Annotated in this window: 20 protein-coding genes; 13 read left to right on the top strand and 7 right to left on the bottom strand. The window is 66.1% G+C overall.

The genetic code is table 11. From position 1 onward, the window contains the following. The first annotated feature begins 126 nt into the window (after positions 1 to 126). Together CXK94_RS13850 and CXK94_RS13845 are read left to right on the top strand one after the other, a co-directional pair. Entirely contained in the window at positions 127 to 630 is a 504-nt protein-coding gene (locus CXK94_RS13850) for an acyl-CoA thioesterase (RefSeq protein WP_037040487.1), read from the top strand. Positions 631 to 739: 109 nt separating this feature from the next. Further along, positions 740 to 1,081 carry a zinc ribbon domain-containing protein YjdM gene (locus CXK94_RS13845; protein ID WP_037040483.1) on the top strand — a complete coding sequence of 114 codons (342 nt, stop codon included), beginning with the start codon at positions 740 to 742 and terminating at the stop codon, positions 1,079 to 1,081. A gap of 189 nt (positions 1,082 to 1,270) precedes the next feature. On the opposite strand, the gene CXK94_RS13840 is transcribed toward CXK94_RS13845, so the two are convergent. Then, complete coding sequence (locus CXK94_RS13840; RefSeq protein ID WP_102894781.1) at positions 1,271 to 1,909, bottom strand: DUF1294 domain-containing protein; 639 nt, start codon at positions 1,907 to 1,909, stop codon at positions 1,271 to 1,273. A gap of 134 nt (positions 1,910 to 2,043) precedes the next feature. Here CXK94_RS13840 and CXK94_RS13835 point away from each other — a divergent pair, with 134 nt between their 5' ends. The 5 genes from CXK94_RS13835 to zigA all read left to right on the top strand — a co-directional run bounded on the left by CXK94_RS13835 (position 2,044) and on the right by zigA (position 6,254). Continuing rightward, on the top strand, positions 2,044 to 2,877 hold the full coding sequence (locus CXK94_RS13835; RefSeq protein ID WP_102894780.1) for an NYN domain-containing protein: 834 nt from the start codon (positions 2,044 to 2,046) through the stop codon (positions 2,875 to 2,877). A gap of 111 nt (positions 2,878 to 2,988) precedes the next feature. Then, positions 2,989 to 3,369: a hypothetical protein gene (locus tag CXK94_RS13830; protein WP_102894779.1), complete on the top strand. Its 381-nt coding sequence runs from the start codon at positions 2,989 to 2,991 to the stop codon at positions 3,367 to 3,369. Between the two features lie 49 nt (positions 3,370 to 3,418). Then, the gene (locus CXK94_RS13825; RefSeq protein WP_102894778.1) at positions 3,419 to 4,216 is read left to right on the top strand and encodes an AadA family aminoglycoside 3''-O-nucleotidyltransferase; all 798 of its coding nucleotides are present in this window, start codon (positions 3,419 to 3,421) and stop codon (positions 4,214 to 4,216) included. A 157-nt stretch (positions 4,217 to 4,373) separates the two neighbouring features. Next, positions 4,374 to 4,778, top strand: coding sequence for an RNA polymerase-binding protein DksA (dksA, locus tag CXK94_RS13820; protein ID WP_102894777.1), 405 nt, complete (start codon positions 4,374 to 4,376; stop codon positions 4,776 to 4,778). 273 nt (positions 4,779 to 5,051) lie between these two features. Next, positions 5,052 to 6,254 carry a zinc metallochaperone GTPase ZigA gene (gene zigA / locus CXK94_RS13815; RefSeq protein ID WP_102894776.1) on the top strand — a complete coding sequence of 401 codons (1,203 nt, stop codon included), beginning with the start codon at positions 5,052 to 5,054 and terminating at the stop codon, positions 6,252 to 6,254. A 104-nt stretch (positions 6,255 to 6,358) separates the two neighbouring features. Here the strand turns inward: zigA and CXK94_RS13810 are convergent, their stop codons facing one another. Then, a complete protein-coding gene (locus CXK94_RS13810; protein ID WP_102894775.1) occupies positions 6,359 to 6,688 on the bottom strand; it encodes a four-helix bundle copper-binding protein in 330 nt (109 codons plus the stop codon). Positions 6,689 to 6,897: 209 nt separating this feature from the next. On the opposite strand from CXK94_RS13810, the gene CXK94_RS13805 reads away from it, so the two are divergent. From CXK94_RS13805 to CXK94_RS22430, 3 genes are all read left to right on the top strand, one after another. Next, a complete protein-coding gene (locus CXK94_RS13805) occupies positions 6,898 to 7,488 on the top strand; it encodes an IMPACT family protein (RefSeq protein WP_102894774.1) in 591 nt (196 codons plus the stop codon). 608 nt (positions 7,489 to 8,096) lie between these two features. Next, positions 8,097 to 9,047 carry an adenosine deaminase gene (locus tag CXK94_RS13800; protein ID WP_102894773.1) on the top strand — a complete coding sequence of 317 codons (951 nt, stop codon included), beginning with the start codon at positions 8,097 to 8,099 and terminating at the stop codon, positions 9,045 to 9,047. A gap of 126 nt (positions 9,048 to 9,173) precedes the next feature. Next, positions 9,174 to 9,338 (top strand): hypothetical protein, encoded by a 165-nt coding sequence (locus CXK94_RS22430; RefSeq protein WP_164838449.1) that lies wholly within the window; start codon positions 9,174 to 9,176, stop codon positions 9,336 to 9,338. Between the two features lie 6 nt (positions 9,339 to 9,344). Here CXK94_RS22430 and CXK94_RS13795 read toward each other — a convergent pair whose 3' ends face one another. After that, complete coding sequence (locus CXK94_RS13795; RefSeq protein WP_102894772.1) at positions 9,345 to 10,517, bottom strand: Bcr/CflA family multidrug efflux MFS transporter; 1,173 nt, start codon at positions 10,515 to 10,517, stop codon at positions 9,345 to 9,347. A gap of 198 nt (positions 10,518 to 10,715) precedes the next feature. Here CXK94_RS13795 and CXK94_RS13790 point away from each other — a divergent pair, with 198 nt between their 5' ends. After that, a complete protein-coding gene (locus tag CXK94_RS13790; RefSeq protein ID WP_102894771.1) occupies positions 10,716 to 11,357 on the top strand; it encodes a TetR family transcriptional regulator in 642 nt (213 codons plus the stop codon). Positions 11,358 to 11,376: 19 nt separating this feature from the next. Here the strand turns inward: CXK94_RS13790 and CXK94_RS13785 are convergent, their stop codons facing one another. After that, positions 11,377 to 11,568 carry a heavy-metal-associated domain-containing protein gene (locus tag CXK94_RS13785; RefSeq protein WP_102894770.1) on the bottom strand — a complete coding sequence of 64 codons (192 nt, stop codon included), beginning with the start codon at positions 11,566 to 11,568 and terminating at the stop codon, positions 11,377 to 11,379. A 151-nt stretch (positions 11,569 to 11,719) separates the two neighbouring features. Here CXK94_RS13785 and CXK94_RS13780 point away from each other — a divergent pair, with 151 nt between their 5' ends. Both CXK94_RS13780 and cueR read left to right on the top strand, forming a co-directional pair. After that, positions 11,720 to 14,101: a heavy metal translocating P-type ATPase gene (locus CXK94_RS13780; RefSeq protein ID WP_102894769.1), complete on the top strand. Its 2,382-nt coding sequence runs from the start codon at positions 11,720 to 11,722 to the stop codon at positions 14,099 to 14,101. A gap of 14 nt (positions 14,102 to 14,115) precedes the next feature. Beyond that, the gene (cueR, locus tag CXK94_RS13775) at positions 14,116 to 14,526 is read left to right on the top strand and encodes a Cu(I)-responsive transcriptional regulator (RefSeq protein ID WP_102894768.1); all 411 of its coding nucleotides are present in this window, start codon (positions 14,116 to 14,118) and stop codon (positions 14,524 to 14,526) included. Positions 14,527 to 14,551: 25 nt separating this feature from the next. Here the strand turns inward: cueR and bfr are convergent, their stop codons facing one another. The 3 genes from bfr to CXK94_RS13760 all read right to left on the bottom strand — a co-directional run bounded on the left by bfr (position 14,552) and on the right by CXK94_RS13760 (position 17,730). Beyond that, entirely contained in the window at positions 14,552 to 15,019 is a 468-nt protein-coding gene (gene bfr / locus CXK94_RS13770; RefSeq protein ID WP_102894767.1) for a bacterioferritin, read from the bottom strand. Positions 15,020 to 15,196: 177 nt separating this feature from the next. Then, positions 15,197 to 16,468: a serine hydroxymethyltransferase gene (glyA, locus tag CXK94_RS13765; RefSeq protein WP_102894766.1), complete on the bottom strand. Its 1,272-nt coding sequence runs from the start codon at positions 16,466 to 16,468 to the stop codon at positions 15,197 to 15,199. Next, the gene (locus tag CXK94_RS13760) at positions 16,450 to 17,730 is read right to left on the bottom strand and encodes an aspartate aminotransferase family protein (RefSeq protein WP_102894765.1); all 1,281 of its coding nucleotides are present in this window, start codon (positions 17,728 to 17,730) and stop codon (positions 16,450 to 16,452) included. Before CXK94_RS13760 ends, glyA begins: the two co-directional genes overlap by 19 nt. Positions 17,731 to 17,739: the final 9 nt, after the last annotated feature.

Raw genomic sequence — 17,739 nt, 5'->3', positions numbered from 1 at the left:
CACTGCGCGCTTGCGCCGCATTGACGATCGAAAAAAAAGATGAAGCGAATCGAAAAATGCCGCACACAGCGGCCGCGTGTTCGACTAAAGTAGCACCCCTTCATCCACCGAGGAGCCGTGACCCCCATGCTAGATGGACATGCAGAGCTGACCATGACCGTACTGATGACGCCGGACAAAGCCAATTTTTCCGGCAATGTACATGGCGGCACGCTGCTCAAGTATCTCGACGAAGTCGCCTACGCCTGCGCCAGCCGCTACGCCGGGCAATACGTCGTGACGCTCTCGGTGGACCAGGTGGTGTTTCGCCAGCCGGTGCACGTCGGCGAACTGGTCACCTTCCTCGCCTCGGTCAACTACACCGGCACCACGTCGATGGAGATCGGCATCAAGGTGGTCACCGAGGACATCCGTTCGAAGACCGTACGCCATACCAATAGCTGCTTCTTCACCATGGTCGCCCTCGGTGAGGACGGCAAGCCGGTGCCGGTGCCACCGCTGAATCCGAAGACGCCCGAGCAGCAGCGCCGCTTTGCCCAGGCCTACCAGCGCCGCGAAATCCGCCGCGAGCTGGAACAGCGCTATCGCGACCTGCGCACCGGCAACGAGCCCCTCGCCGCGGTGAAATGACCCTGCCACGCTGCCATGGATGGCACGCCGCGTCTCGCGCGGCGCCCCAAGCGGGGCAAAACCTTATACAATGCGCGGCTTTCCGCAAATGCCGACTCGAGGACCTGCCGTGAGCACGCTGCCCCCCTGCCCCAAATGCAACTCCGAATACACCTATGAAGATGGCCAGATGCTGGTCTGTCCGGAGTGCGCCCACGAGTGGTCCGCCACCGAGGAGGCAGCCGCCGGCGAGCAGGACAAGGTGATCAAGGACTCGGTCGGCAACACCCTGCAGGACGGCGACACCGTCACCGTGATCAAGGACCTGAAGGTCAAGGGCTCGTCCCTGGTGGTCAAGGTCGGCACCAAGGTGAAGAACATCCGCCTGTGCGACGGCGACCACGACATCGACTGCAAGATCGACGGCATCGGCGCCATGAAGCTGAAGTCCGAATTCGTCAAGAAAGTCTGAGGCCCCGGCGCTCGACGAAGCCCGGCATCTCGCCGTAATGCTGTTCACTTAACGACTCAAGCTGGATCTGTAGGAGCGGGCCACCACGCCCGCGATTCGCGCGCATGGCGCGCTCCTACAAAGTACTCTCCGTGCTTATCTGAACAGCATTAGGCATCTCGCCGGGCTTTTTCATGCCCGCCATTCGACTCACAACAAACGCAGCAGCCAGTCCCAGCGCTCGCGGGTGAACCCGCCGCCGATGAACAGCAAATCGATCCAGAACGCCTGGTGCAACGCCACGATCGCCCAGCACAGCAACTGGTAGCCGGGCTTGCGCGTCTTGTGCCGCAGCAGTTGCTGCGCCAGCAGTGCGCCAGGCCAGCCGCCGGCGAGTTCGAACAGATGCAGCGTGGTTTCTGGCGTGCGCCAGCGGTCCTTCAGCGCACTGCGCTTGTCGCGCCAGTAGAGCCAGAAGGTCAGCAGGCTGGCGAGGGCATAGATCATCAGCGGCACTGCCGAACCCAACCGGTACAGGCTGCCCACCAGCGGCAGCAGGCAGAGCAATGCGAGCACCAGCAGCTTGGCCGGCCATTGCCGCACCGTACCGGCAAGCCGCCGCGGCGGACGGTTGCGCGTCGACGACACCTCGAGACGCAGCCACTCGGCCCGTGGGCGCCCCTGGCGGTCGTGCCCGAGCACGTAGAGCACCGGGTCTCCCGCCATGGGCCGCTGGCCGCCGCGCACCGCCGAGACATGCACGAACACCTCCTCGCCGCCCTGCTCGGGGCGGATGAAACCGAAGCCCTGCCGGTCGTTCCAGCTTTTCAGGGTGCCACGCCGCTCCATAGCCGATTCCGTATCGACGAAAGCGCCATGCTAACCGAGCCCGCACCGCTCGGCATCGCTCGCCACCAGCCGCCTATGGCCATCAGCCGGCCGTCGGCGTTATGGTCAGGCCATCTCCAGTCCAGGGACGTACCATGGCCAGCAAACCCAGTAGTTCGAACAAGCAGAAGCATCTCGCGGTCCTGATCGACGCCGACAACGCCCCGGCGGCCATCGTCGAGGGCCTGTTCGAGGAGATCGCCAAGTACGGCGTCGCCAGCGTCAAGCGCATCTACGGCGACTGGACCAAACCCAACCTGGGCAGCTGGAAGAAGGTGCTGCTGGACCACTCGATCCAGCCGATCCAGCAGTTCGCCTACACCTCGGGCAAGAACGCCACCGACAGCTCGCTGATCATCGACGCCATGGACCTGCTCTACACCCGCCGCTTCGACGGCTTCTGCCTGGTCTCCAGCGACAGCGACTTCACCCGCCTGGCCGCGCGCATACGTGAAGAGGGCCTGACCGTCTACGGCTTCGGCGAACAGAAGACGCCCTCGCCGTTCGTCTCCGCCTGCGACAAGTTCGTCTACACCGAGATCCTGCGTGCCGACGCGCCGAAGAACGCCGCCGAGGCCCCGGCGCCAGAAAAGCTCGCCGCGGCCGCTGCGCAGATGGAACAGGCGCACGACAAGCCGACCCGCGCAGGCGACAAGGGCACCCCGATCGAGTGCCCGCAGGTCCCGGTGGACTTCATCGCCAAGGTGCTCGACGACCTTTCCGAGGAGGACGACTGGATCCAGCTCGGCACCCTCGGACAGAACATCAGCAAACTGCGCCCGGCCTTCGACCCGCGCCTGTACGGCTGCAAGAAACTGAGCGACCTGATCGCCGGCCAGCCCAAGCGCTTCGAGCTGGAATCGCGGGGCAGCAGCGCGACCGGCGGCAAGGACCTGTACGTGCGGATCAAGAAGCCGGCCAGAAGCTGAACAGCCTGCCGCACCACCTTGCGCCTCATCATTTGCAACCATTCCTTCGGCGCCGCGCCGAACCGACGACCTCCGCCCCCTTCTAAAGGGGACCGAACTATGGAGGTTCCCATGAGCAAGCAGCTACTCGTCGCCTGCGGCCTGGCGCTCTGCGCGCCGGTCGCCCTGGCCCAGACGCCCGAGCCGGAAATCATCACCCACCTCAACGGCCTGGATATCGAGATCAGCCCCATGGGCGTGCCGACCCGGGCCCCCGGGGTCGACGGGGAACTGCTCGGCGTACGGGCGGTGAAGGTGTTCAACCACAGCGGCCAGCAGGTGTCGTGCGAATTCCATGTGCCGGACGAAGCCCGTTCCGACACCTCCGCCTCGCCGGTATTCAACGTGGCGCCCGGCGCCCAGGCGACCGAGCGCGTTCCGGGCGAGTATTCCCCGGACCAACCCTACGCCGAGATCACCTGCCGGCCGACCGAGCGCGTGCCGGGCAATTGAAGCGCCGGTATCTTCCTTCCGGCTCACGGTCCGACCAGACTAGGCCAGCATGAATCCGCCCATACCCACCGAGATCGCCGAACAGCTGGCCAACGCCTGCGCCGTGCTCAAGCAGCATCTAGGCGAAACACTGCTGGCCATCCACCTGTTCGGCTCGGCAGTCGACGGCGGCCTCAGGCCGCACAGCGACAGCGACCTGCTGGTGACGGTGGGCACGCCCTTGCCCGGCGCGGTACGGCGAGCGCTGATGCTGGATCTGCTGTCGGTTTCGGCATGGCCCGGCACCGATCCATCGCTGCGCGCGCTGGAGGTCACGGTGCTGGCCCGCGACCAGCTGGTGCCTTGGCGCTACCCGCCGCAGCGTGAACTGCAGTTCGGCGAATGGCTGCGCGAAGAACTGCAGGCCGGCGTCATCCCGCCCGCCACCGCCGACCCCGATATCGCCATCCTGCTGAGCCAAGCCAGGCAGCACAGCCTGTGCCTGACCGGGCCGCCCATGCCCGAGCTGTTCGGGCCGGTCCCCCGGGAAGACTTCGCCAGGGCGCTGGTGGCTACCGTCACCCAGTGGGGCGAGGCATCGGACTGGCAGGGAGACGAGCGCAACGTGGTGCTGGCGCTGGCGCGCATCTGGTTCAGCGCCGCCACCGGCGCCATCGCCCCCAAGGATGTCGCCGCATGTTGGGCCCTCGAACGCCTGCCGCCGGAGCATCGCCCCGTCCTGGCCTACGCACGAGACACCTATCTCGGAAGCGCCAATCACAACCTGGCCGAGCGCGCCGAGCAGGTGGCCGCATTCATGCGCTATGCCAGGAGCGTGATCGAGCACCACCTTCCAGGCACGCGTTAGGCCCGACGCGGCTGCAAGCCCACCCCACCACGCCGCCCTATCAACGTCCGAAACTCTCTACCAAACGCAGCACCTCTCAAGCAAGACAGGCGGTAGCCTATTTTTCCAAAATGTTCGTTATGTTATAACAACTACTAATGATTCGCAGAATACCACCATGACCGAAGCCGAACTCCTCGCCCAGCCCGCCAATGCCTACATGAGCGCCGAACAGCAGGCGTTCTTCCGCGACCTGCTGCTGCGCCAGCGCGAAGCGCTGCAGGCGCGCATCGCCGATGAATTCGACGCACTGCGCGAGCAGGAGCCCAGCAGCGACCCGGCCGACATCGGCAGCGCCGAGGAACAACGCCAGTGGCAACTGCGTGTGCTGGGACGCGAGAAGAAGCTGCTCGACAAGATCGACCATGCGCTCGATACGCTGGCCCGCGGCGAATACGGCTGGTGCCGCGAAACCGGCGAACCGATCGGCCTGCAGCGGCTGCTGCTGCGCCCCACCACGACGCTGTCCATCGAGGCGAAGGAACGCCAGGAACAGCGCGAAAAACACACCAGGGTTTGTTGACGTTTCGCTCGCGGCCGCGCCGGAGCCAGTTTTTGCGCGGAGCAAGGCATGAGGAGAGAAGTTTGGTTATTCCAAATGAACGACGAGTAACGCAGCACCGCGCAAAAACTGGCCCGGCCCGAAGGGTTGCGCGGCAAATGGCACCCGCTGTCGTTGCAGGACTTGGCAAGGGCATAACCATTGTCTGCATCCTGCGCCTAACCGGGTGCCATTTGGCGCAGCAACGCGGCTCGCGCCGAAACGTCAACAGACCCTAACGCCTGAGAGAATCCCATGAAGCGCCTTCCCGTTACCGTTCTGTCCGGCTTCCTCGGCGCCGGCAAGAGCACCCTGCTCAACCATGTCCTGAAGAACCGCGAGAACCGCCGCGTCGCGGTGATCGTCAACGACATGAGCGAGATCAACATCGACGGCGGCGAGGTGCAGCGCGGCGTCAGCCTCAACCGCGCCGAGGAGAAGCTGGTGGAGATGAGCAACGGCTGCATCTGCTGCACCCTGCGCGAGGACCTGCTGGAGGAGGTCAGCCGGCTGGCCCGCGATGGGCGCTTCGACTACCTGCTGATCGAATCCACCGGCATTTCCGAGCCGCTGCCGGTGGCCGAGACCTTCACCTTCCGCGACGAGCAGGGCCGCAGCCTGAGTGACCTGGCGCGGCTGGATACCATGGTCACGGTGGTCGACGGGGTGAACTTCCTGCGCGACTTCCACGAAGCCGAAAGCCTGGCCAGCCGCGGCGAAACCCTCGGCGAGGAGGACGAGCGCTCGATCACCGAATTGCTGATCGAGCAGGTGGAGTTCGCCGACGTCATCCTGGTCAGCAAAATCGACCTGATCGGCGCCGCCGAACGCGAGGAACTGACCGCCATCCTCGCTCGCCTCAACACCCATGCCGAGATCCTGCCGATGAGCATGGGCCAGGTGGCGCTGGAGCGCATCCTCGACACCGGCCGCTTCGATTTCGAGCGCGCGGCCCTGGCACCGGGCTGGCTCAAGGAAATGCGCGGCGAGCACGTTCCGGAAACCGAGGAGTTCGGCATCGCTTCCAGCAGCTACCAGGCCCGTCGGCCCTTCCATCCGCAACGCTTCTTCGACTTTCTCGCCCGTGAGTGGCGCAACGGCCGGCTGCTGCGCTCCAAGGGCTTCTTCTGGCTAGCCAGCCGACCGGAGGAGGCCGGCAGTTGGTCGCAGGCCGGTGGCTTGATGCGCTACGACTATGCTGGGCGCTGGTGGCACTTCACGCCTGAGTCGCAGTGGCCGGCGGATACCGAGAGCCGCGCGGCGATACTCGGCAAATGCCACGGCGAGTTCGGCGATTGCCGGCAGGAACTGGTGTTCATCGGGCAGAACATCGACTTCGCGCGGCTGCGCAGCGAGCTGGACGCCTGCCTGCTGAGCGATGCGGAATGGCTGCTGGGCGTCGAGCACTGGCTACGCCTGCCGGATCCGTTCGGGCCATGGCATGAACAGCTGGTCTGATACGCCAGGCCGGACGTTGCGCCGTACGCGGGCAGCTTGCCGGTTCGGGCTCTCCTGACAGGACAGGTGCGAACCAGCAAGCGATCCGATTCAGCCGGCTGGCATCAAGCCGCCATCCGCTCGCATTCCTCGGCACACTGACGACAAGCCCGCGCGCACGCCTGACAGTGGTCGTGCGGATGCTTGGCGCACTCCTCGGCGCAATCGCGGCAGACCTGCGCGCAGAGCTTGCAGGCAGCCGCGGCATAGGCGCTGTCACGCGTCATCAGTACCGCGGCAATCGCACAGGTGTCGGCGCAATCGCGGTCGAGCTCGATACAGCGCGCCATCATCTTCACGTCTTCCTCGCGCAGGCAGGACGCCGCGCAGGTCTCGCAGGCCAGCGCACAGCTGGAACAGGCCTGGATGCACGACTGGTAACTGGAATTGAGCATGGAATTTCCTCCGTTGGCTGCCAGCGGTATGCGGTATCGCCGGGGCCATCGAGCCCATGCGATCCGCGCCTACTAGGTAGGCGCCCCGGCAACAGCCGAAGTTCAGCCCATGCGCCCGACGGTAGCCGCGGCTCCGCCCGGACGAAGCACGGCCAGATCGGGGCCGCTACAATGGCCGCCCATTCATGATCGCCTGCGCCAGACCCGCCATGCCCTTCACCCTTGCCACGCCCTGTGAACTGCTGGAAGTCATCAGCAAGAGCCGCTTTCTCGCCAAGGCAGCGCCGATATCGAGCGCCGACGAAGCGCAGGCATTCATCCAGGCGGTCAGCGACCCCAGCGCCACGCACAACTGCTGGGCCTGGAAGCTCGGCAACCAGTACCGTTTCAGCGATGACGGCGAGCCGGGCGGTACCGCCGGACGACCGATGCTGACGGCCATCGAAGGGCAGGATTTCGACCGGGTGGTGGTGGTGGTGATTCGCTGGTTCGGCGGGATCAAGCTCGGTACCGGCGGCCTGGCACGCGCCTATGGCGGCACCACGGCGAAATGCCTGCAGGCCGGTGAGCGCAGCGAACTGGTGGCGCGCTCGCGCTGCCGCTGCCATTGCCGGTTCGCCGAGCTGGCCTTGCTCAAGGCACGCCTGGCGGACTTCGAAGCGCTGCTCGAGGGCGAGCAGTTCGATGCCGAAGGCGCCACCCTGGATATCGCCCTGCCCGCCGCCAACCTGCCGCCTCTCGAACGGCTGCTCGCCGACATCAGTCGCGGCCGCAGCCAGCTGGAAATGCTGGACGAATAAACCGCCCTTTCCTTGCTCAAGACGATCGGAGCCCTGTAGGTTGGCGCTGAGCGCCGCAAAGCCCAACAGGCTCTGGCTCGAACGTGTTGGGCGCGCCTCTGCGCGCCCCAACCCAATCTACATGCTATGCGGCATAGCTTTTTCTTTGCCCACAGATATTGTGGACGCGGCTGTGGATAACCCCTGGATGCCACGCTGCAACACCGGCCCTGCGCGGCCCGGCAGAAACTGATCGTTTTTTGAACGGCTCACCCTATACGTACCAGCGCTGGATCTTAACTTATTGAATTACGTGGTTTTCGACCGGCCAGCTCGATAATGACGGAATGCCATCCCCCATTATTCGCAAGGCCTGCAAGTTATGCCCGGATGACGTGGAGAACCTTGTGGATAACATTGGGAACAAACGCGCCGGCACCCGCCAGCACTGGGCTGCAGAGCGCTGGTCGTTTTTTCGCCAATCGCCGGTTCATCATCAAAGGGCAACGCTGCACGAGTAGAAGCGCCGCGGCGGCGTATCTTCTGCCACACGACATTCGAACTCGAATGCCCCATCGCCGGCACAGCCCACTAGAATGAGCCGATACCCGAACGACGAGAATCCAGCAATGTACGAATCGCTCAACAACCTGCCCAAGGCCGAACTGCACTTGCACCTCGAAGGCGCGCTGGAACCCGAACTGCTGTTCAGCCTGGCCGAGCGCAACAAGGTCGCCCTACCCTGGAAGGATGTGGAAACCCTGCGCAAGGCCTATGCCTTCAACAACCTGCAGGAATTCCTCGACCTCTACTACCGCGGCGCCGACGTGCTGCGCAGCGAGCAGGACTTCTACGACCTGACCTGGGCCTACCTGCAAAAATGCGAAGAGCAGAACATTATCCACACCGAGCCGTTCTTCGATCCACAGACGCATACCGACCGCGGCGTGCCGTTCGAGGCGGCGCTCAACGGCATCAGCGCGGCGCTGGCCGACGGCCGCGAGCTGCTCGGCATCAGTAGCGGGCTGATCCTCAGCTTCCTGCGCCATCTGCCGGAAGAGGCCGCCTTCAGGACGCTGGAGCAGGCCATGCCCTATCGCAACGCCTTCTTCGCCGTGGGCCTGGACAGCGCCGAAGTCGGCCATCCGCCGAGCAAATTCCAGCGGGTCTTCGACAAGGCCCGCGCCGAAGGCTTCCTCACCGTCGCCCATGCCGGCGAGGAGGGCCCGCCGGAATACATCTGGCAGGCGCTGGACCTGCTCAAGGTCAGCCGTATCGACCATGGCGTGCGCGCCGCCGAAGATCCCAGGCTGATCGCCCGGTTGATCGAGGAGCAGATCCCGCTGACCGTCTGCCCGCTGTCCAACACCAAGCTCAAGGTGTTCGCCGACATGCGCCAGCACAACATCCTGCAGCTGCTGGAACAGGGGGTGAAGGTCACGGTGAATTCCGACGACCCGGCCTATTTCGGCGGCTACGTCACGGAGAACTTCATGGCCCTGTACGAAAGCCTGGGGATGACCGAGGAGCAGGCCCGTCGCCTGGCGCAGAACAGCCTGGACGCACGCCTGGCGTACTGAGCCGCCGGCGCGCCGACCCTGCCGCGTCAAATAGAACCGAGGCGGTCGGCGGGTATTGATACCCATCAAAAGCGCAAGGCCCGGTCTCGACTAGACTGGGCTTTCCTTTTCCACGAGGTGATCGCCATGAACATTCTCGTCCGCCCCTTGGCCCCCTTCCCCGACAGCCCTTGGCAGGTGCGACTCGACCACCACAGCGTCACCTTCCGCAGTGAAGCCGAGGCCAAGGCCTTCGTCGATACCCTGCGCCAGCGCCTGAAAGCGCCGCACCCGCTGCCAATCAGCGCCTGAGCCGCCTCACTCGGTGCTGGCGCGTGCCGTACCGTAGGCAATCAGCGCCGCCAGCAGCCCGCACAGGCTGATGATCGCCGCCAGCGGCACCGCCGTGCCGTTGTGCAGCGCACCGACCGCCGAGGCGGTCGCCGCGGCGACGCCGAACTGCAGGCTGCCGAGCAGCGCCGAAGCGCTGCCGGCATTGGCGCGCTGATCGGCCATGGCACAGGCCGTGGCGTTGGGCAGCAGGCAGCCGAGGCAGGCCACGCAGCAGAACAGCGGGATCAGCAATGGCCACAGCGCTGCCGGTCGCGCCGCGGCGACGGCCAGCAACACCAGCGCACTGCCGAAGAAGAACCACACCCAGCGCCGTACCCAGAACTCCGGACCGCGCCGGCGCACCAGGCGTACGTTGACTTGCGACATCAGGATGAAGCCGGCGGCATTGATGCCGAACAACCAGCCGAAATGCTCGGCGGGCACGCCGTACAGTTCGATGAAGACGAACGGCGAGCCGGCGATATAGGCGAACATGCCCCCCATGCACAGCGCGCCGGTGAGCACGTGCCCAAGGAAGAAGCGATCCCGGAACAGCCGCCGGTACTGGCCCAGCGCGCCGGACATGGGCTGGCGGGCGAGCCCGGCCGGGTAGGTTTCCGGCAGCCACAGCGCCACGGCGGCCAGGCAGGCGGCACTGAACAACGTCAGCGCGATGAAGATCGAGGGCCAGCCGAACGCCGCCAGCAGCGCACCGCCGCCCAGCGGGGCGAGGATCGGCGCCAGCCCCATCACCAGCATCAGTTGCGAGAACACCTTGGCACTGGTCATCGGATCGCAGAGGTCGCGCACCACCGCACGCGCCACCACCATCCCGGCGCAGCCACCCAGGGCCTGGACGAAACGGACACCGATCAGCCAGTCCATCGAGGGCGCGAAGGCGCTCGCCAGCGAAGCCAGCGCGAACAGCACCACGCCGACCAGCAACGGGCCACGCCGGCCGTAGCGATCGGCCAGCGGCCCGTAGCCCAGCTGGCCGATCGCCAGCCCGATGAAATAGGCCGCCAGCGAAAGCTGCACATGCTCGACGCTGGTTGCAAAATGTCGCGCCAGGCTGGGGAAGGCCGGCAGGTACATATCGATGGCCAGGGGGCCGAAGGCGCTGAGCGCGCCCAGTATGAGGAGGATCCGCAGGGGCATCAGAGGCTCACAGGCAAGGGAAAATGGGGCACCGATGGCACTCGAGCCGACTCGAATGAAGACCCCGGACATTTACAGGAGTGCAAGATGCTGTTACATACACAACCGATTGTAAACCTGCAACGCGACGAGCCGCGCCATTACACTGCCCGGCCCCATCGCTGCTCCTGAAGCGGCTACCCGCCCGAACCTGTCGTCATGCGCCGAACCAAAGAAGAAGCCGAGAAAACCCGTCATGCCATCCTCGCATCCGCCGAGCGGCTGTTCCTGGACAAGGGCGTGGCCCATACCAGCCTCGACCAGATCGCGCGCGATGCCGGCGTGACGCGAGGTGCGGTGTATTGGCATTTCCAGAACAAGGCGCACCTGTTCCACGAGATGCTCGATCAGGTTCGCCTGCCGCCCGAGCAGATGACCGAACGGCTCTGCGCCTGCAATCGGCAACAATCGCTACAGTCGCTGATCGCCTTGCGCGACCTGAGTATCGAGGCCATCGGCGCCCTCGCCAGCAACGAACAGAAACGGCGCATCTTCACCATCCTGCTGCACCGCTGCGAGTTCACCGAGGAACTGCGCGATGCCGAGGAGCGGCACGAGGCCTTCATCAACCAGTTCATCGATATGTGCGAGAAGCTGATGGAGAACGCCGCCGAGCATCTGCGCCCCGGCGTCACGCCGCGACTGGCCGCGCTGTCGCTGCATGCATTGATGGTCGGCTTGTTCACCGACTGGACGCGCGATCCACAGCTGTTCGCAGCACAGACCGACGCCCGCGCCCTGATCGATCCGCTGTTCCGCGGCCTGGTCCGCAACTGGCCGGAACAGCTGGACCAAGCCTGACAGCACGGCCCCCTATTCCTCAGCGAACCTGATAGCCCTCCGCCTCGATCGCCTCGCGAATCACTTGCTCGTCCAGCGCGCTGTCGACCCGCACCGTACCGGCGGCCAGGTCCACCTGCACCTGCACCGCCGGGTCCAGCGCCTGGATCGCCTGGATCACCGCACGCTCGCAATGGCCGCAGCTCATGCCCGTCACATTGAATACTTGCATCGTTCTACTCCTTTAGCGGGTGGAGCGCCGATTCTCGACCTTGCCACCCTGGCAAGGTCAATGGGCGCAACTGTCGCAGGTCAAAGGCTTGACCTTTCCATAGGGTCAGGGTTGATCCTGTCCGCCATCGCCACCAGGAGTGCCTCACCCCATGTCCAGCGCTACCTATACCCTGCCGGTCAGCGGCATGACCTGCGCCAGCTGTGCCGGCCGCGTCGAACGCGCCCTGCTGAAAGTCCCGGGCGTGGAAGCGGCGAGCGTCAACCTGGCCAGCGAGCAGGTCCGCGTCGAGGCCGCCAGCGGCGATCTCGCCGAGCTGATCCAGGCAGTGGAAAAGGCCGGCTACGGGGTGCCGGCGCAGAGCCTCGAGCTGGCTATCGAAGGCATGACCTGCGCCAGTTGCGTCGGCCGCGTCGAGCGCGCCCTGCGCAAGGTCCCCGGCGTGCGTAGCGCCTCGGTGAACCTGGCCAGCGAACGCGCCCATGTCGAGGTGCTCGGCGCGCTGGAGCCAGCGGCACTGATCCAGGCCGTGGAGAACGCCGGTTACCACGCCACGGCCAGCGCCGACGCACAACCGCAGGCTGACAGGGCCGAACAGCGCCTGCGCCGCGAACGCTGGACGGTCATCGCCGGGCTGCTGCTGGCCGCGCCGCTGGTGCTGCCGATGTTCGCCGAGCTGTTCGGCGGACACTGGATGCTGCCGCCATGGCTGCAGTTCCTGCTCGCCACGCCGGTGCAGTTCGTCCTTGGCGCACGCTTCTACGTCGCCGGCTGGAAGGCGCTGCGCGCCGGGGCCGGCAACATGGACCTGCTGGTCGCCATCGGCACCAGCGCCGGCTACGGCCTGAGCCTCTACCAGTGGTGGGCGACGCCGGCCGGGCAGATGCCGCACCTGTATTTCGAGGCCTCGGCCGTGGTCATCGCCCTGGTGCTGCTCGGCAAGTACCTGGAAAGCCGCGCCAAGCGCCAGACCAGCGCGGCGATCCGCGCGCTCGAAGCGCTGCGTCCGGAACGCGCCACGCGGCTGGTCGACGGCCGCGAGGAAGACGTCGCCATCGCCGCTTTGCGCCTCGATGACCTGGTGCTGGTCAAGCCCGGCGAGCGTTTTCCGGTGGACGGCGAAGTGGTCGAGGGCGAAAGCCAGGCCGACGAGGCGCTGATCAGCGGCGAAAGCCTGCCGGTCAGCAAGCAGCCCGGCGATCGCGTCACCGGCGGCGCCATCAATGGCGAAGGCCGCCTGCTGGTGCGCACCACCGCGCTCGGCGGGGAAACCGTGCTGGCGCGGATCATCCGCCTGGTGGAGGACGCCCAGGCGGCCAAGGCGCCGATCCAGAAGCTGGTGGACAAGGTCAGCCAGGTATTCGTCCCGGCGGTGCTGATGATCGCCGTCGCCACCCTGTTCGGCTGGCTGCTGGCCGGCGCGCCGCTGGAAGTCGCGCTGATCAATGCCGTCGCCGTGCTGGTCATCGCCTGCCCCTGCGCCCTCGGCCTGGCCACCCCGGCGGCGATCATGGCCGGCACCGGCGTGGCGGCGCGCCATGGCATCCTGATCAAGGACGCCGAAGCGCTGGAGGTGGCTCATGCGGTGAATGCCGTGGCGTTCGACAAGACCGGCACGCTCACCTCGGGCAAGCCGCAGATCATCCATCTGCATACCGTGGACGGCGACGAATCCAGCCTGCTGCGGCTGGCCGGCGCCCTGCAGCGCGGCAGCGAGCATCCGCTGGCGCGGGCGGTGCTGGAGCGTTGCGAAACGGACGGCATCGAGGTGCCGGATGTCGAGAAAAGCCAGGCACTGAGCGGCCGCGGCATCGCCGGCAGCCTCGACGGCCGGCAACTGGCACTGGGCAACCGGCGCATGCTCGAAGAATTCGGCTTGCAGCCGGGCGAGCTGCTGGACACTGCCCAGCGTTGGGAAGCCGAGGGCCGCACCCTGTCCTGGCTGGTGGAAAGCGCGCCGCAGCCGCGCGTGCTCGGCCTGTTCGCCTTCGGCGACAGCCTCAAGGATGGCGCCGCCGCCGCCATCGCCGCGCTCGATGCCCGGCACATCCGCAGCCACCTGATCACCGGCGACAACCGCGGCAGCGCCCGCGTGGTGGCCGAAGCGCTACGCATCGACGACGTGCACGCCGAAGTGCTGCCGGCGGACAAGGCCGCCACCGTCGCCGCGCTGAAGCAGGGCGGCGCGGTGGTGGCGATGGTCGGCGACGGCATCAACGACGCCCCGGCACTGGCCGCGGCGGACGTCGGCATCGCCATGGGCGGCGGCACCGACGTAGCCATGCACGCCGCCGGCATCACCCTGATGCGCGGCGACCCGCGGCTGGTGCCGGCGGCGCTGGAGATCAGCCGGCGCACCTACCGCAAGATCCAGCAGAACCTGTTCTGGGCGTTCATCTACAACCTGGTGGGCATCCCGCTGGCGGCCCTCGGCTTTCTCAGCCCGGTGGTGGCCGGTGCGGCGATGGCCTTGTCCAGCGTCAGCGTGGTGAGCAACGCATTGCTGCTCAAGACCTGGAAACCGCAAGACTGAGCGAGGGCAATCCCATGAATATCGGCCAAGCCGCCAAGCACAGCGGGCTCACGGCGAAGATGATCCGCTACTACGAATCCATCGGCCTGCTGACGCCAGCCGGACGCGGCATCAACGGCTACCGCCACTACAGCGAGCGCGATCTGCATCAGCTGGCGTTCATTCGCCGGGCGCGGGACCTGGGTTTTTCGCTGGAGGAAGTCGGCAAGCTGCTGGCACTGTGGCTGGATCGCCAGCGGGCCAGCGCCGACGTGAAAGCGCTGGCCGGCGCCCATATCGAGAAGCTGAACCGCAAGATCAGCGAGCTCGTCGGCCTGCGCGATACCCTGCAGGAGCTGGTCAGCCACTGCCAGGGCGACGACCGCCCGGACTGCCCGATCCTCAAGGATCTGGAGTCCGGCGGTTGCTGCGGAACCGCGGAGTGATCGCCGCGCGGCCCGCCGCCGCCGATCAACTGGCCTGGGATTGCAGGTAGTTCTGCAGGCCGATGCGGTCGATCAGGCCCAGCTGCTGCTCCAGCCAGTAGGCGTGATCTTCCTCGGTGTCCTTGAGCTGGGCAGCGAGCAGATCACGGGTGGCGTAGTCGCCGTGCTGTTCGGCCAGGGCGATGCCCTTGGCCAGCGCGGCGCGCACCCTGTACTCCAGCGCCAGGTCATTGCGCAGCATCTCCGGTACGCTGTGGCCCGGATTGATCGGCTCCGGCGTCATGTCCGGCGTGCCTTCGAGGAAGAGAATCCGGGTCAGCAGGACATCGGCGTGCTGGGTCTCTTCCTCCATCTCGTGATTGATGCGCTCGTAGAGCCGGGTGAAGCCCCAGTCGGCGTACATGCGCGAGTGCAGGAAATACTGGTCGCGGGCCGCCAGCTCACCGCGCAGCAGCTCCTTCAGGTAGTCGATTACCGGTGCCTGGCCTTGCATTGCGTTCTCTCCATATCCGATGCCGCCCTTCAAGCGGGCAAGCATCCCCGTTGAGCCAGCGGGGGTCAAGCGCGCGAAAGCCGCAGCCGCGCCCACTGCAAGTGTGGCAGAGCCCCGGCGAAAGTCGACTGCCGCCGCCAATGCCTCAGGGCTCCGCCCGGCCCGTGCAGAGCTTTCTCATTTCGCCGCATATACCGGATAGTGGCGGCACAGAGCCGTCACCTGGTCTCGCACCCGGCGCGTCACCTCTTCGCCCGCACCGGATTCCAGCGAATCCAGCACGTCGCACAACCAGCCGGCCAGCCGCTCGCACTCGGCCACGGCGAACCCTCGGGTCGTCACGGCCGGCGTGCCGATGCGCAGCCCCGATGTCACAAAAGGCGAACGAGGGTCATTGGGGACCGAGTTCTTGTTCGCAGTGATATGGGCGGCGCTCAAGGCTCTATCCGCATCCTTGCCGGTATAGGGCCTGGCGGTCAGGTCGATCAGCATCATGTGATTGTCGGTGCCGCCGGAGACGATCCGGTAGCCGCGCTGCTGGAGCATGGCGGCCATGGCCCGGGCATTGGCCACGACCTGCTGCTGGTAGGTCTTGAAGCTGGGCGACAATGCCTCCTTGAAGGCGATCGCCTTGGCGGCGATCAGGTGCATCAGCGGTCCGCCCTGGATGCCAGGGAACACCGCCGCGTCGAGCCTCCTGTAGAAGGCATCACCCTGCGCGCTGGACAGGATGATGCCGCCACGTGGGCCACGCAACGTCTTGTGGGTGGTACTGGTCACCACGTGGGCATGGGGCAGCGGATCGGGGTACTCACCGGCCGCGACCAGGCCGGCCACGTGGGCCATGTCCACCCAGAAGAGCGCGCCCACCCGGTCGGCGATGGCACGCATGCGAGCCCAGTCCATCTGCCGGGAATATGCGGAGAAGCCGCCGATGAGCAGCCTCGGGCGGGTCTGAAGGGCGATACGCGCCATCTCGTCGTAGTCGATCAGCCCGGTCTCCGGGTCGAGGCCATAGGGAACGATCCGGTAGTGCCGACCGGAAAAGTTGGCCGGATTGCCATGCGTCAGGTGTCCGCCTTGGGCCAGGTTCATCCCCATGACGGTATCGCCGGGATTGACCAAGGCCAGGAAGACGGCGGCATTGGCCTGGGCACCGGCATGCGGCTGGACGTTGGCGTAGTCGCAGCCGAACAGCGCCTTGGCTCGCTCGATGGCCAGGCGCTCGGCTGCGTCGACGTATTCGCAGCCGCTGTAATAGCGTTTGCCGGGGTAGCCCTCGGCATACTTGTTGGTGAAGACCGAATCCTGAACGGCCATTACCAGCGGGCTGGCGTAGTTCTCGGAAGCGATCAGTTCGGCATGGTCTTCCTGACGGCGCTCTTCGTGCTGGACAGCCGCAGCGAGTTCGGCGTCGAATTCGGCAAGGGTCACCGACGATTCGTACATGTTGCCCCCATGGGTGGCTGGTGAATAGCGGTTGGCCCCGGCCGCCTGCCCGCAGGTTCCTGATGAATCCGGTCAGCGGGCCGAGCACCAGCGTTCAAGAGCAGCGCCAGGCGCGCCACGATGTCCTCTATCTGTGCCTCCTCGCATACCAGGGGCGGCAGCAGCCGGATGGTCCGCTCGCGCGTCACGCTGATCAGCAGGCGCTGCTCCTCCAGCGCGCGCCCGACCAGCTCGGTGCAACAGCGGTCCAGCTCGATGCCGACCATCAACCCCAGCCCCCGGATGGAGACGATGCCGGGGTGTCCGCCCAACGCTTCCCGGAGCCCCGCCAGCAAACGCCGCCCCAGCGTGGCGGCGCGCTCCGGGATACGGTCGCGTGCCATGATGTCGAGTACCGTGCAACCGACCCGACAGGCAAGCGGGTTGCCACCGAAGGTGGAACCGTGATGGCCGGGCGAAAACAGCTCCGCTGCCGATCCGCGGGCCAGGCAAGCGCCGACGGGAAAACCGTTGCCCAGCCCCTTGGCCAGGGTGATGACATCCGGTAGCACGCCCGCGTGCTGGTAGCCGAACCAGGTGCCGGTACGGCCCATTCCGGCCTGCACCTCGTCGATGATCAACAACCAATCGTGCCGGTCGCATAGCGCCCGCAGTGCCTCCAGGTAGCCAGCGGAGGGCGTGCGGACGCCGCCTTCACCCTGTACCGACTCGAGTAGCACCGCCACGATGTCCGGCGTGCTGCCAGCCGCGCGGCGGGCCGCTTCGATGTCGTCATAGGGAATGCGCAGGAATCCCGGCAGCAGTGGCTCGAAACCTCGCTGCACCGCCGGATTGCCGGTGGCGGCCAGGGTCGCGATGGTGCGACCGTGAAAGCTGTTTTCCATCACCAGCACCTGGGGCTGCTTCACCTTTCTTCGGTTGCCGTGCAACCGCGCCAGCTTGAGTGCGGTCTCGTTGGCTTCGGCCCCGGAGTTGCAGAAAAACGCCCGCTGCATCCCGGATAGCTCGCACAGCCGCTGGCCCAGGCGCTCCTGCCAGGCAATGCCGAACAGGTTCGAGGTGTGCAGCAGCAATCCAGCCTGCTCGGCGATGGCCGCGGCGACTTCCGGATGAGCATGGCCGAGGTTGGCGACAGCGACACCGGCGATGGCATCCAGGTATTCGACCCCGCGGTCATCCCAAAGGCGCGCGCCGCATCCACGAACGAAGGAAACCGACTGCCGTGCATAGGCCTGCATCAAATGAGCGTCGGCTGGGGGCATGGACGGAGC

The sequence above is a fragment of the Stutzerimonas stutzeri genome (assembly GCF_002890915.1).
Taxonomy (GTDB): domain Bacteria; phylum Pseudomonadota; class Gammaproteobacteria; order Pseudomonadales; family Pseudomonadaceae; genus Stutzerimonas; species Stutzerimonas stutzeri_AF.
This window is presented reverse-complemented; position numbering and strand designations above follow the sequence as displayed.